Source organism: Bradyrhizobium algeriense, from assembly GCF_036924595.1.
Taxonomy (GTDB): domain Bacteria; phylum Pseudomonadota; class Alphaproteobacteria; order Rhizobiales; family Xanthobacteraceae; genus Bradyrhizobium; species Bradyrhizobium algeriense.
Window position 1 is genome coordinate 7,598,514 of record NZ_JAZHRV010000001.1, and the last position, 13,721, is coordinate 7,612,234.

Genomic DNA, 13,721 nt, shown 5'->3' on the forward strand with positions numbered 1-13,721 from the left:
GTTTGTGATGGATTGTGCGTCTGCTAGACTGGCGCGGATAAGCCAGAGGTGACGATGCCGACGTCGGACAAGCAGCTTTCCGCCGAGCAAAGCCGGCAGATCGCCGACACCATTCGTGAGGAGATCGCCCGCCGCCGCATCTCCCGGCAATCGCTGGCCGAACTCGCGAAACTCAGCCTGTTGACGCTGGAGAAGGTGCTCGGCGGCCGCCGGCCGTTCACGCTTGCCACCACCGTCCGCCTCGAGCAGGCGCTCGGCGTCTCCCTGCGCAAGACGCCGGAGGGGCCGGCGCCCGCGGCCACCGTCAACGGCGAGGTTGCGCCGGATGGATTGGGCGCCTATTCGCGCCGCGCGGTAGCCTGGATCGAAGGAACTTATGTCACGGTGCGCCCCTCGTTCGGCGACAAGGACGCGATCTTCGCGTACCGCACCGAGATCACCTGGGACAATGCGGCATCCTCGCTGGTGTTTCACGAAAGCGAACGGCAGGACGCGGCCTTCACCCAGTTCGGCGAGGTGGCGGTGCCGAACCAGTCGAGACATATCTATCTCGTCACCAACCGGCACGGCCAGCATCGCCTGATCACAGTGGCGCACCTGGCGATTTCGGGCGAGATGTACGGGATCATCACGACGCTGCTCGCGGGTCGCGGCTCGTTGCTGACGCCGATCGCGGCACCAATCGCCTATTTGCCGATTAAAATGGTAGCTCATCCGACCTTTGGCAGGGTTTCGCCCGACGATCCCAATTATTCGCTGTACCGCCAGCATTTGCGGCGGACCACTGATGAATCCTTCGCGCTATTCCTGCCGGGATAGCGCCCTGCAGCCTTGCATTCCCAATGAAACCCACTATATGAGCCCTATTCGAATTATCGCTCTGCCTTGTTGACCACGCCGAACCGGCTCTAATCCCCAAGACATCGTTGAAATCGGATCAAGCCTGCGCGGAGGTCGTGCGGGCAACAGCGCTTTCGCGCATCTTGGAGATAGTTACATGGCTACCGGAACAGTTAAGTGGTTCAACGCGACCAAGGGTTTTGGCTTCATTCAGCCCGATGATGGTGGAACGGACGTTTTCGTCCACATTTCGGCCGTCGAACGCGCAGGTCTGAGCTCGCTCAACGAAGGTCAGAAGATCTCGTTCGAAGCGAAGAAGGACCCGATGCGCGGCAAGACCAGCGCCGAGAACCTTCGCGTCGATTAAAGGTCGCCGATTTTAGGATTTCCACGGATGTACTGGGATCCTCTGATTGGCCTCTGATACAAGAGCCCGCCGGTGATGAACCGGCGGGCTTTTCGTTTGTCGCATGCCGACGCACGATCATGAGGCAATGGCCGCCTTGTCGGTTGGCCTCAGTGCGCTGAAATTCTTTCGCAATGTCGGCTTGTGGATTTTCCCCGTGGCGTTGCGCGGCAGGGCGTCGACGAACTCGATCAGGCGCGGACATTTGAACCGCGCCAGATTGGCCTGGCAGTGCGCATGGATCTCCTCCGGCCGGAGCGTATGGCCGGGCTTGATCGCCACGATCGCCATGCCGACTTCGCCCCATTGCTCGTTCGGGATACCGATCACGGCAGCCTCGGCGATAGCTGTCAGCTGATGCAGCACGCTCTCGACTTCGGCCGGATAGACGTTCTCGCCGCCGGAAATGTACATGTCCTTCCAGCGATCGACGATGTAGTAGAATCCTTCCTCATCGACGCGCGTGGCATCGCCGGTGTGCAGCCAGCCATCGGTGAATGACGACGCGTTGGCCTCCGGCCTGTTCCAGTAGCCTGGTGTGACGTTCGGTCCCTTGACCCAGAGTTCGCCGAGCTCGCCGACATCCGCATCCGTTCCATCAGGACGGACGATCCGCACTTCCGTGTGCAGCACCGGCTTGCCGGAAGAGCCGGCCTTGCGCGCGGCGTCCTCGCGGTCGAGCGCCAGCACGGCCGGAGACGTCTCGGTCATGCCATAGCCCTGCTGCAGGGCGACGCCGCGTTCTTCCCACACTTTCAGGAGCGGTACCGGCATCGGCGCGCCGCCGACGCCGCCGATCACGAGGCGGCTGAAATCTGATGTCGCGAACGAAGGATGCTGCGCCATGAACTGGTAGATCGCGGGCACGCCGAAGAATTGAGTAATGCCCCAGGATGGGTCGCTGATCAGTTGCAGCGCCAAGCCGGGGTCGAACGCGCGCATGATCAACACGGTGCCGCCGGCATGCAGCACCGGGTTGGTGTAGCAATTGAGCCCGCCGGTATGAAACAGCGGCAGCACGGTGAGCAGCACGGTCGACGGCGAGACATAGGCGGGGCCGCCGAGATTGACGCAATTCCAGAACGTCATGCCATGGGTAATGATCGCGCCCTTGGGCAGGCCGGTGGTGCCCGAGGTGTACATGATGGTCGAGATGTCGTCATGCGTAACGTCTTCGAAGCGGTCGATCGGCTTTGAGTCCGCAATCGCTGCTTCATAGGATCCGCCGGGCCCGAGCAGCAGCGCTGAGGAGACGTTGCATAGCTTTGCGACCGTCAGCGCGATTTCGGCCAGATCAGTGTCGTGGATCATTATCTTCGGCGAGGAATCGCCGACGATGAACTGCAATTCGGGAACCGTAAGCCGCGTGTTCAGCGGCAGGAATACCGCGCCGATCCGGCCGCAGGCGAACTGCACCTCCAGTGTATCGGTCGTATTCAGCGCCAGCACTGCGACGCGGTCGCCGCGCACGACCTTGAGCGTGTCGCGCAAGTGGGTGGCAAGACGCGAGATGCGCGCGTCGAACTGCGCGTAGGAAAGCCGGCGGTCGCTGGCGAGGTCGATGGCCGCGATCTTGTCCGGCGTGCGGCGGCCGAAATGCGCGATCCAGTCGTAATGGCGAACCGACGACATGTTTCCTCCACGTCCAGCGGTCTTGCGCCGCCTGTTTTGCTTGATGGCATTCTGTTTAGCAGATGAGGGGGTCATATGGGGACGTTGTCTTGCGTGGAGTGGCTGGGAGATGACACGACTTCACGATCTCGCGGCCCGATTTGCCCGAGGCTTGCTGTCGAATTTCCTTACCCTCCAGTCAGAGGGCGCAGGGAATGCCGGGTGCACGCTGCACCCGCGGTCTCGTGTGCAAAAATGTGCAAAAAGGCGCACACGAGCATACAGGTTCAGCGGAGGCATCCGACATTCCCTGCGCAATGGCTTTACGGCTTATATCGTGCTCTCCCCGGTCGGGCCGGGCTCGTTGTCACCGTCGCCGGCGGAATTGCTTCCGCCAACTTGACGCCAGCATCGGGGCGTCAGGACCACACGACTTCGCCGTACGCATCAGCGCCGTTCGTCAAAGGCGCATCCACGTCCACCGCATCCCATCCCGCGCTTGTGACGATCGCGAAACGCCCCTCGTATCGAGACGGGACCAAATCGATATATTGCTGATTTGGGTCGGCCGTCAATGGAATTTCTGAAAATCAGAAATCAGCAGATGCGACCGAGGACGTCAAGTCAGGCCGAGAAGTTCCGAAAGCGGAAGTCGCCTGTCGTTGATCTCATGCAGTTCCTATGGTGGTTCTCTGAAATGCCACTCGTCATTCCGGTTAACCCTGTTGGCAAACGCCCTGCACGTGGGTCGGGTTGTGATGTCAGCCGCCGCCAAGTTGCCTCATTAGATCGGAGAATTTCACCGGCACAAATTTAAGTCGGAGGAGCATCATGCTGAGAATGATGTTGTTCGGCCTCCTCATCCCATTGGGTGTAGGAGTACTAGCCGCAATGGAACTCAGAACTCCACCGCGTCGTGCGGCAGCGGTCGTTCAGCCTGTTGCCGAGACAGTCGTGGGCATTTCCGATTCACATGGTGCGTTGGCGAAGGTTGATCGACTTGAAATTACCGCTGCGAGCAGCGAGGCGCCAGTGCCGCCTGCTCCGGTCGACGAACGCATTTCTCCGTCGGAACGCGTTTCTCCGTCGGAAGGCATCGGTATCGGTTCTTCGGCGCCCCCGAGGGTGATCAACCGCCATCAGCATGATCCCAAATCGAAGAAGGTCGCTACCGCTGCCCTCCCTAAGTCGAAGCCAAAGGCAACCGATATCAAGCGAACTACCATTTCCGAGCGTTCAAAGGGCGCCAGCGAAACTGAGCCCTGTCGGCTGAGCGCGTTTGGTGGCCTGCGTAAGGCTTTGAATTCAGTCGACTGCGAAATCTGATTCAGCGAGCATAATTCCTCTTGGAACGGCTTCGGTCGCGCTAACCTAATGTTATCTCCAGAACCTGGTGAGCAAGCCCGATCCCTGGCCCAATCCACCCGGCGCGACCGAGATCCGCATCGGATCAATCGCGTCGGTTTACCCCTGAGCCGATGACTTCCGGTCTACGCCGGACATGCCGCTGCAAAGCACTAATTGACGTGATGTGCCTAGAACCGACGTTGGAGGCCGTGGATGCATGAGGTGCTGGATGATACCATTCAAGCACTATCCATCGGATCGGAGGAACAGCATGACCCAGGCTCGGTCCGCGGCGTCACAGGGATATGTACTTGGCCCCGCCGAAGGCGAACATCTCGTTCATTTTCGCGACGTCGGCAATATCTTCATCAAGGTCGGCCCTGCCACGGGCTCGGACAGTCTTGCCTTGGGGACTCAGCAGGTGACGGTCGGTGCGGGTATTCCGATCCACCGACACTTGCTGATGGACGAAGCCTTCTACGTTCTGGAAGGCAGCGGAATTTTCACATTGAACGATACACGATACCCTTTCGAGAGGGGCGGAACGATATTCATTCCCAGGAATGCCTGGCATGGGTTCGCCAATCCCGATCACGAATTGCTCCTGCTCTGGATCATGGCGCCCGCTGGCTTGGATGGCTTTTTCCGCGACACCTGCAATCCGCCCGGGGTCCCGCCAAAGCAGCTGACTCGGGAGCAGGTCAACGAGATCGCCCGCAAATATGCAACCGAATACAGATAATCGGCCCTTGCAATATCCCAAGTGACCGGCTGCGCCATTCCGACGATTCCCATAGTGCTTTAGCGAAAGCCGTTCCTAGATTCCCGCGCCGCTGATGTCGCAAAGGGTTATTCGCGTTAGTTTGGCCGGGCTACGGCGACTTCCGGTCTACCCCCGGTGAACGAACATTCTTCGGGATAGGCGGGCATGCCTCAAAAGTGCCAATTGCTGACACACCCTAGCTCCTCGCCGTCTTCCTAAGAACGCTCATTGTCGAAGCACCCTTCTCGGCTGCGCGATAAGTGACCCGAAGCACCAAGAGGAGAGCGGGCGCGACCCCGCTGCGTCTGTGCGTTGTTTTCAAGTCAGCCTACACTCTGCCCTATCAACAGCCGAGGAGCTCAGCCATGACCACCCGACACGCCGCCTGCAGCTGTGGGCAGCTTCACCTTACGATCGAAGGCGAATCGGCGCGTATCTCCATGTGTCACTGTCTGGCGTGCCAGCGCCGTACTGGCGGCGCATTTGGCAACCAGGCGCGCTTCCGGCGCGAGCAGGTCACCGTCACCGGGAAGGCTACGACGTGGAATCGGACAGCCGAAAGCGGGAAAGTGGTGACCTTTGACTTCTGTCCGACGTGCGGCTCCACGGTCTACTGGGAGAGCGAAAGCTTTCCTGGATACGTCATTGTTGCCATCGGAAACTTCGCCGATCCGAATTTCCCCGCGCCGACCGTCTCGGTGTGGGAGGAGTCACGCCATCCCTGGGTCTCATTGCCGCCCGACTCTCCGAGCAAGCGAATGGCGAAGCAGGGGTGACCACATCACCATCTGAGGTCCGAGTTGGGTCCAGGCTGTGTGAAAAGTCAAAAGTTCGAAGCGCGACGAGAATGATATTCTTGATTTCGATTTCAAAATTGAATGCGCTTGCGATGTGGGCACATGAAAAGGCCTTGAACGAGTAACTTGTTCTATCGCGATTGATCGCCTTTGCGTTTTCACACGGCCTGGGGTCAATCGCTACAGGTCATTTGCCGCTGAGCTGGGCGCGAGGTTCGCATTGGCCCGATTGCGACGATTTCTGCGGTGCAACCAAAAATCTAAAAGGCGAAATGCGCTCCAGTATATGAAAGAGGCCGCCAATTAACAATTCAGACCAGCAGCGGAATCATACAGAATTCTACAAGCTGCGCGTTAGAACCCGCTCTCCGTTTGATAGCATCGCATCAGTCTCAACGAATCCGATCGAACGATAGAAGTCTAGCGGACCGCCATCGCCGAGCACGACGCTCGTCTGCATTCGTCGGTAGCCAGCATCGCGGAGAAGATCGATCAGCTGCGTAATCGCTTGTTTTGCGTGTCCCATCTTTTGGTGGTTATGGTCGATCATGAACCGCCAAAGATAGGCAACTTCCGTCTCATCGGTTGGCTTCCACATCACGAAGCCAACCGGTACCTCGTCTGCGTATACTGCCCTGAAGATGGCTCGCGGCTCGAAATACGCTTGCGCTATTGAGACTGCATTGGGGGCGACAAAGCGTTTCTGCTCCTCTCTTGTTTCCAAGTCGCAAATCACCCGCACGGTTGCAGCGGTGATATCGCGGAGGGCTATGACGGACATCGCGTGAGTAAACCAGTTCGCCCACCAACCTCAAAGCGAAAACCAGAGCCAACAGTCTTTGAACTGCACAGTATCCTGAACTCCTTGTTCTGAGATCTCCCCTGCTTGCGGTAACCGGCTTGCCGGGGCGGCTCGATCCCGATCGCAAATCTCTCCCGCGGCTCTCAAATCGCCATAGCGCCTGCGGCACGGCCTTCGTTCCCTCAAGCGCGGTTTCCTCCCTTGGAGGCTTTCGGACGCCGGCCCCGTGCCCGCGGCGCTACCGTCATGGGGCCGGCGTCCGAAAACCTTCACAAACCCGGAAGTCGCCGAACGCTTCGATTAGCTTATGACGCCAGCGCATCGAGCAGCGTCCTGGCCTCTCTTAGATCGAGCGTGTCAAAGCCTTCGGTGAACCAGCCGTAGACCGGAGTGAGCAGTTCGCGAGCTTGTCGCGGCTTGCCCTGGGAGCGCCAAAGACGGGCGAGGCTCATTGCGGAGCGGAGTTCCCAGGATTTGGCTTGTTGTTCGCGGGCTACTGCAAGGGCGCGCTCGAAATACCTTTCTGAGTTCGATGAGTCGCTGAGGGGCGAGTGGAGCGTGACTTCGCCTGCTATGCGATTGACCTCAGCCTCGTACCAGCGTTCATCGGTACTTTCGACCGCCATCATGGCCTCGCGGATACAGCGTTCGGCATTCTCGAACTGACCGACTTTCAGATAGGCGCTGGCGAGATAGGACAGATCGGTCGGCGCCCGGTTGGTTGAACCAGTTGACCGACAAGCGTCGCGGCTAGAACGGATCATACTGATAGCGTCGACCGCGTCGCCGACTTCAGCCAAGAGGTACCCTTGCGCTCGAATGCCATATGCCTTCCAAAAGGGCGTACCCTTCTCGTTCGCCAAGACGACGAGTTCGTCCGCCTGCATCTTTGCTCCGGCGTACTTTCCGCACCAAATGTTGGGAAGGAATGCGTAAAATAGGGCCCACATCAAAGTGGCGGCTTGGCCAAACTCGCGTGCATTCCTTAGACAGTCCTCCGCATTTGCGAGCGCCGCATCCGGATAGCCAAGCAACCAAAAAGTCTGAGATCGAAAGCCCAGACCGGATACCGCAGCATCGAGACCAAAGTGCGTCGCCAGAGAACGGTGCTCGGCCGGATTATAGAGCGCAAGTGCCCGATTGTAGTGTGGCAAACTTCCGACGATGTCTCCCGTCGTCATGAGCGAAGTACCCATGAGACGGCTCCCTATCATGAGTGGAGCCGTGGAAGGGTTTTTGTCAGCCAGCGTCAGGAACTGGCGAGCAAGCTCGCGCATCACCTTGCCATTGAAGGCCACGTAGTTATGGATCCAGAAGCTATAGAGTACCGAGAACAACAAGAGGGGATCTTCATGGTGCTCTCCGAGCATTTCAGCTTGCTGGATCAGCGCGTACGCTTGTTCCGCCGCAGCCATGGTCTCTGGCGCGGCGAAACCCCTCACATGAACAAGCGGTGTAATTTGCGCCACCTGAAGTCTGATTTGCTCACGGCGCAGCGCGGGCGTGCCGGGTAAACTGGCTATCTGGTCGAGAGCACGCGTGAACTGCTCTGCGGCCTCGACCAGCGCCGAGCGCTCCAGCGACCGCTGTCCTGCCTTGCCCCACCATTCGACGGCCGCTTCGGTGAGCCCGGCTTGAGTGAAGTGATGCGCCAACAGCTCCGGCACGGCCGCACAGGTGGCGGCAAAATCATCGCGCAACGTTTCGCCGACGCGGCAGTGCAAAACCCGGCGTCGACTCTTAAGCAAATTCTCATAGGCCGCATCCTGGATGAGCACATGCTTGAAGCGATATTCAGATTCCGGTGGCACGCCTCGCACAAGCAGAATGTCTGCCTTGGCGAGCCGTTCCAACGCCCTCTGAAGCGGCACGTCTTCCATCCCGGCCACAGCGCGAAGGAGCAGATAGGAAAAGTCGCGCCCGATGACGGCACCGATCTGCGCCACGTCGCGCGCTGGGCCAAGCCGGTCGAGCCGCGCCGCCAACGATTGTTGCAACGTCGGCGGTATCGCATGGATACCACCATTCTCGCCGCGCTCTATTAGAAGCCGGGTCACTTCCTCAATGAACAGCGGCACGCCGCCAGTGCGCTCGGTCACGCCATCAATCACTTCCTTCGGCAGCGCATGGCGGGCAGCAACCTCGCCAACCATGTGGCGCACCTGCGAGCGATCAAGCGGAGCCAAGGAGATCGTGGTGTGATGCGAGCGCATGCCCCATGGCGGCCGGAACTCCGGCCGGGCGGTGATCAGAACGAACGAGGGTGCGAATGCACCCCGCTCGGCGATGCCGCGCAAGAGATCGAGCGTCGTCGGATCAACCCAATGCACATCTTCCACTGCCAGCACCACCGGCTGAGTTCGCGCGCTGGCCATGACCCAATTGGTGAGCGCCGTCAGCTGTCGGCGCCGCAATTCTTCCGGCGCCAAGGTCGACGCACGCTCCTGTGGCAGCGGAATATCCAACAATGGTGCGAGTAAGGGGGCATTCTCCGCAGGGTCGAGCTTGACCAATTCCAGCGTATTCTCCAGGTCCGCGAGACGCTGCTCGGCAGGTATGTCGGCGCCGCCGAAGCGCTGGCGGCCCCAATCGGCAATCGGGTGCAGCGACGTGTTTTGCAGAAGCTGCGAGCAACTCCATTCTACCCAGGTGTGCGGCTGCTCGCGCAGCCGGGGATGGAATTCCTCGATCAGGCGGGATTTTCCCAATCCCGGCTCGCCCACGATCACGACCAATTGACCGTCGCCCCGCCGCGCCCTCTCCCAACGCCGCATCAACATCGCGACTTCTTCCTCGCGACCCACCAGCGGCGTGAGATGGCGCTGTCTCGCGCGGCGCCCGCCACCGCTCGCCCGTACGAGCCGGTACAGTGTCACCGGCTCCGGCACGCCCTTGAGTTCATGGCTGCCGCGTTCCTCAACGACGAACAGACCGGCGACCTGGTGCTGCACCCGCGCCGTCATTACGACCGTAGCTGGCTCCGCTAGCGCCTGCACCCTCGCCGCAATGTTAGGCGCGTCACCGTAAATCTCGCCGGCCGGATCGACCACAACAGCGCCGGTTTCAATCCCGATGCGCGCGTTAAGCGCTGGCTTGCCAGTATCAGCGTTCCCGCGGTTTACCTCAGCGAGCGCCCGTTGGATCGAGAGCGCAGCCCGCGCCGCTCGCTCGGCGTCGTTCTCCTGCGCCACCGGATAACCGAACAGCACCATTAGCCCGTCGCCCAACTTTCTGGCGACATGGCCGCCCATTTCGGTCACAGCAGCGCAGGCGGCATCGAGATAAGCGCAGAGGAGGTCGCGCCACTCCTCGGCATCGAGGTGCGCGGCAATGCTGGTCGAGTCGACGAGATCACAGAACATCACCGTGATATAGCGGCGCTCACCGCTGACCTCGGCTGCGGCGGAGATCGGCCGTGGCGTTGCGGTCGGGACTGGCGCTGACGCGACGGGTGTGTGACGCCGCGCCGCAGTTGCCTTGACGCACACGGCTGGTGCGTACTTCTCGATTTCATCAATGTCGGCAATCGCACGCAACATTTTTCGGCGATCACCGAGGACGACACCGAGATCTTTTAGGTCCTGATCGGTCAGTTCGCGAAGGACCGAGAAATCAATGTGATTTTCAGCAAAACGCTGAGCATACTCGGACATGCCGAGCTTTTCGAGCCAGTCGGCAATTTGCTGCATCGCGGCCACCCACGGACTTAACGAATGGCATCTACGCCGCCGTCCCCCACTATTTCCTGCGCCAGTGCCGGGAGCGCATCGACATTCCCTGCTGCGCTCCGAAACTCAAGACGAATATTGCGTCCTTCGACGTGACGAGGTTCGCGCAGAACCCTGCGGGTTAATTCAACCTGCGACGGAACGCCGACCGGGCAAGTTAGATGACGCGCGGCATTCCCGCCACTTGTTGTGCACTCGCCACTTACCGTTCCGCGAGGAGCGTGATGAAGACGCGGTGTCGCAGCGTCGCATATGACCTCGCTGGAAAACCGCTCCGCGCAATTGCCAGACTATAGCAGCCTCAGAGTGTCCGGCCGGTGGTACGGGACCACCGGTCGCAGGCGATAATCAGGTGGGGGATGTCCGAGTTGGGTCAAGAGCGTCGATTTAAACGTCGTCCGGTCATTTCCGATCTACCTCCAACTCCAGACATATCGCTGCGCTGCGCTAGCATACGCGATGGGCCAAGAGCCGACTTTCGCGCCTCGTCGTGACGTTGGCAAATGCTTAAGAGCACATCCCAAGAATCTGCCAGCCTTCGGTGGGGCGAGGCGCTTCGATAGAATCTTAGCGATTGCGTTCAAGGGAATTTGAGCGCGGGGTGGTACCTCGGTCGTATCGCAACCGGAGCTGAAGATCGATGCACCGCCGTAATGCCCTCGTCGTCGCATGGGTCCTTGGCGCGATGTCGTCAGCATCAGCTGTCGAATGCACCATGGGTCAAGTTGCGATCGACTCGGCGTCGGTCATCACGCCCTGCGGCGAACTGCTCGCTGCGCACAACTTGTCGGATCGCGACCGCGCACAGGCGCATTTCGTCCGTGGGCGCGGCTATCACCGCACGCAGCGTCTCAATGAGGCAGCCGAAGACTACCGCGCGGCCTTTGCGCTCGATCCGAAGAACGAGGAAATCCTCGTCTCATGGTCGAATGTCGATCTGCGCCTGCGGCGCATGGACGACTACAAGAGGCGGGTCGAGCAGGCCTATGCGCTCAATCCGAAGAATCCGCGCGTGCTCAGGACGGTCGGCGCGCTGCTGTTTAACTTCGGGGAGGGCGACAAGGCGTTCGAGTTCTACAGCAAGGCGATCGAGGTCGATCCGACCGAGGGCTTCGCGCTCTATTATCGCGCGCGCGAATATCGTTTCAAGCGCAAATTCGCGGAGGCGATCGCGGACGCGAGTGCGCTCCTCGCCGTTTCGCAGGCCGGGCTCAACGACGCGCGGAGCTTTCTTGACGAGGACGGGATCGTTCGCGACTTCCGCGTCAAGGCGCTGCTTGAGCGCGCCTATAGCTACCAGGACTCCGGTCGGCTTGATCTTGCCGAAAAGGACTACGACGCGGCGGTCGATGTAGGGCGTTCGGCGCCTGCGCTCGCCGCACGGGCGCATTTCCTCGGCTTCTACGTCCAGCGCAAGGACGACGCGCTGCGCGACCTCACCGAGGCGGTGCATACGGAGCCGCGGAACTCCGCTGCGCTCTATGAACTCGGCATTTCACTTGCGGGATTCAAGCGCTTTGAGGAGGCTTTCGCGGCCTTCGATGCCGCCGTGACTGCGCGCCCGGATTACACGAGAGGCCTGGTCATGCGAGCACGCATGCACCGCCAGTTCGGGCGCACCGATGCGGCGGTGCGCGACCTGAAAACGGCGGTCTCGCTGGGTCGAAGGGATCTTGACGGGTTAAAGGAATTGAACGGGTTGATGAACGCGCTGCGCCACGCCGGCTACTGGAGCGAGCCGGGACTGCCGAGTGGACAAACGCGGGACCTCGATGACGCCATGCGTGCCTGCATGATCGATCCCCAATGCTAGCCGAGGACAGGATGCAAAGCAGAGCCGTATTCGTCGTTGCCTTCCTTCTTTTTTCCAACGCCGCGCTCGCGGAGAGCAGGCCGGTCTGCCAATCCATGCCGCGGCCGCAGGCGAGTTCGTGCGACACGGCGGGTTTGCCTGGCACGCTGCGGAGCGAGGCGCCATTCGCGCAGACATCTGCACGCAGCCTGTGCCGACGGACGGCGCCTCTCTGCACCCGTGCGATCAACTACTCCACCCGGCAACAGTGGGCGTCGAGCCAATGATCGGTCGCCTTGTGCTCGTTGCGTTCGCGCTCGCGCTTGCCTCGCCCGCCTTGGCGAGGGACCCCATCGGCACGGCCGGCTCGTTCCGTTCGGTCGGGTGGGCGCAGTGCAAGGCGCCGTACGCGGAATGGATGCAAGGCGCGTGCGACCCCGCGCCGGTCGATGCCACGCTGTCGGGCTCGTCGCTCGCGCGTGCTCATATCGAGCGGTCGGTTGCGTTGCTTGCGCAGACGCGCACGGAGGAAGCGCTCAAGGCGGCGAATGCGGCGGTGGCCATCGATCCGGCGAATGTTTCGTCACTGACATTTCGCGGGCGTCTGCTCTCAACGCTGCTGAAGCTCGATGCGGCCGAACGCGACCTCAATGCCGCCCTGATGATCGAGCCGACCAATCCGGTGCTGCTTGCCTCGCGCGCGGAGGTCCTGCTCAACGCCGGGAAGGGGCCCGATGCGATCGCGGACATCACGGCGGCGATCGCGCAGCGGCCGGACGACACCGACATGCTGTCGATCAAGGCGCGCATCCACCTGAGCCGCGGTCAGGTCGATCTCGCGGAGCGCGACCTCGAACATGCGGTTTCGCTCGACCCGAGCGATCGCCGCACGCGGCTAATGAAGGCGCAGGCGCAATTTCGCCTCGGACAGTTCGAGGGCGCGATCGATGACGCGACGAAGACGCTCGCAATTTCGGCGAGCGATCTCATGGCGCGTGAGACACGGGCGCTCGCGCTGATCGCCCTCGATCGGCCGGCGGAGGCGATCGAGGACCTGAATGTGTTGCTCGGCCCGCCCGGCCAGCCGACGACCGCCGTCACCTTGCGCCACAATCGCGAGATCCTGTTCCAGCGCGCGCTGCTGCTGGCGCAACTTGGCAAACGCGAGGAGTCCAACCGCGACATCGAGGCGCTGATGCTCTCGGGCGGCAAGCAGGCGATCCTGCGTGTGCAACTCTACCTGCGCCGCAACGGCTTTCCGGACGTGCGCATCGACGGCGAGCGCGACACTGACTTCGACAATACGCTCAGGAACTGCGTGCTCGACCGCGCGTGCGGTCGCGGCATCACGCGGCACATTTGAGCGCGCCTTGCGTCGATCGAGCCGCATTCACCTGCGATGTCGCCCTCCAGATGTCCGAAGCCGCCGGATAGATGGCGGCTGGGAGTCGGCTAAGGGGTCATTCGCGACCGGGGCGAGCCCGCAGCAAGGTCCGTCATGTCCGCTATGCCGCCGAAAGCTGAAGACTGTGATCTAGTTCACATCTTTTGCCGGAAGATAGGTGTTAATTGGAGCTGATGGTGCAGATCAACTCGAACAACGAGGTTGGATCATGCCTGCCATATTCGACCTCC

At 60.9% G+C, this 13,721-nt stretch carries 10 protein-coding genes; 7 read left to right on the forward strand and 3 right to left on the reverse strand.

Features of this window, described 5'->3' with window-relative positions; genetic code table 11:
• Positions 1–54 precede the first annotated feature (54 nt).
• Entirely contained in the window at positions 55–819 is a 765-nt protein-coding gene (locus V1286_RS36445) for a helix-turn-helix domain-containing protein (RefSeq protein ID WP_334488465.1), read from the forward strand.
• Between the two features lie 178 nt (positions 820–997).
• Positions 998–1,207 (forward strand): cold-shock protein, encoded by a 210-nt coding sequence (locus tag V1286_RS36450; protein WP_192735591.1) that lies wholly within the window; start codon positions 998–1,000, stop codon positions 1,205–1,207.
• 117 nt (positions 1,208–1,324) lie between these two features.
• Here V1286_RS36450 and V1286_RS36455 read toward each other — a convergent pair whose 3' ends face one another.
• Positions 1,325–2,878, reverse strand: coding sequence for an acyl-CoA synthetase (locus tag V1286_RS36455; protein WP_334488468.1), 1,554 nt, complete (start codon positions 2,876–2,878; stop codon positions 1,325–1,327).
• Between the two features lie 810 nt (positions 2,879–3,688).
• On the opposite strand from V1286_RS36455, the gene V1286_RS36460 reads away from it, so the two are divergent.
• From V1286_RS36460 to V1286_RS36470, 3 genes are all read left to right on the forward strand, one after another.
• Complete coding sequence (locus V1286_RS36460; RefSeq protein WP_334488471.1) at positions 3,689–4,183, forward strand: hypothetical protein; 495 nt, start codon at positions 3,689–3,691, stop codon at positions 4,181–4,183.
• Positions 4,184–4,433: 250 nt separating this feature from the next.
• Entirely contained in the window at positions 4,434–4,946 is a 513-nt protein-coding gene (locus tag V1286_RS36465; protein ID WP_334488474.1) for a cupin domain-containing protein, read from the forward strand.
• 386 nt (positions 4,947–5,332) lie between these two features.
• Positions 5,333–5,743, forward strand: coding sequence for a GFA family protein (locus V1286_RS36470; RefSeq protein ID WP_334488476.1), 411 nt, complete (start codon positions 5,333–5,335; stop codon positions 5,741–5,743).
• Between the two features lie 361 nt (positions 5,744–6,104).
• Here the strand turns inward: V1286_RS36470 and V1286_RS36475 are convergent, their stop codons facing one another.
• Positions 6,105–6,545 (reverse strand): GNAT family N-acetyltransferase, encoded by a 441-nt coding sequence (locus V1286_RS36475; RefSeq protein WP_334488478.1) that lies wholly within the window; start codon positions 6,543–6,545, stop codon positions 6,105–6,107.
• 326 nt (positions 6,546–6,871) lie between these two features.
• Complete coding sequence (locus V1286_RS36480; protein WP_334488480.1) at positions 6,872–10,255, reverse strand: adenylate/guanylate cyclase domain-containing protein; 3,384 nt, start codon at positions 10,253–10,255, stop codon at positions 6,872–6,874.
• A gap of 679 nt (positions 10,256–10,934) precedes the next feature.
• Here V1286_RS36480 and V1286_RS36485 point away from each other — a divergent pair.
• Complete coding sequence (locus V1286_RS36485; protein WP_334488483.1) at positions 10,935–12,107, forward strand: tetratricopeptide repeat protein; 1,173 nt, start codon at positions 10,935–10,937, stop codon at positions 12,105–12,107.
• 262 nt (positions 12,108–12,369) lie between these two features.
• Positions 12,370–13,449 carry a tetratricopeptide repeat protein gene (locus tag V1286_RS36490; RefSeq protein ID WP_334488486.1) on the forward strand — a complete coding sequence of 360 codons (1,080 nt, stop codon included), beginning with the start codon at positions 12,370–12,372 and terminating at the stop codon, positions 13,447–13,449.
• The last annotated feature ends 272 nt before the right edge of the window (positions 13,450–13,721 follow it).

Bases quoted from the DNA above. Each gene is read 5' to 3' on its own strand.
- V1286_RS36445 (WP_334488465.1), top strand. From the start codon at position 55: ATGCCGACGTCGGACAAGCAGCTTTCCGCCGAGCAAAGCCGGCAGATC.
- V1286_RS36450 (WP_192735591.1), top strand. From the start codon at position 998: ATGGCTACCGGAACAGTTAAGTGGTTCAACGCGACCAAGGGTTTTGGC.
- V1286_RS36455 (WP_334488468.1), bottom strand. From the start codon at position 2,878: ATGTCGTCGGTTCGCCATTACGACTGGATCGCGCATTTCGGCCGCCGC.
- V1286_RS36460 (WP_334488471.1), top strand. From the start codon at position 3,689: ATGCTGAGAATGATGTTGTTCGGCCTCCTCATCCCATTGGGTGTAGGA.
- V1286_RS36465 (WP_334488474.1), top strand. From the start codon at position 4,434: ATGATACCATTCAAGCACTATCCATCGGATCGGAGGAACAGCATGACC.
- V1286_RS36470 (WP_334488476.1), top strand. From the start codon at position 5,333: ATGACCACCCGACACGCCGCCTGCAGCTGTGGGCAGCTTCACCTTACG.
- V1286_RS36475 (WP_334488478.1), bottom strand. From the start codon at position 6,545: ATGTCCGTCATAGCCCTCCGCGATATCACCGCTGCAACCGTGCGGGTG.
- V1286_RS36480 (WP_334488480.1), bottom strand. From the start codon at position 10,255: ATGCAGCAAATTGCCGACTGGCTCGAAAAGCTCGGCATGTCCGAGTAT.
- V1286_RS36485 (WP_334488483.1), top strand. From the start codon at position 10,935: ATGCACCGCCGTAATGCCCTCGTCGTCGCATGGGTCCTTGGCGCGATG.
- V1286_RS36490 (WP_334488486.1), top strand. From the start codon at position 12,370: ATGATCGGTCGCCTTGTGCTCGTTGCGTTCGCGCTCGCGCTTGCCTCG.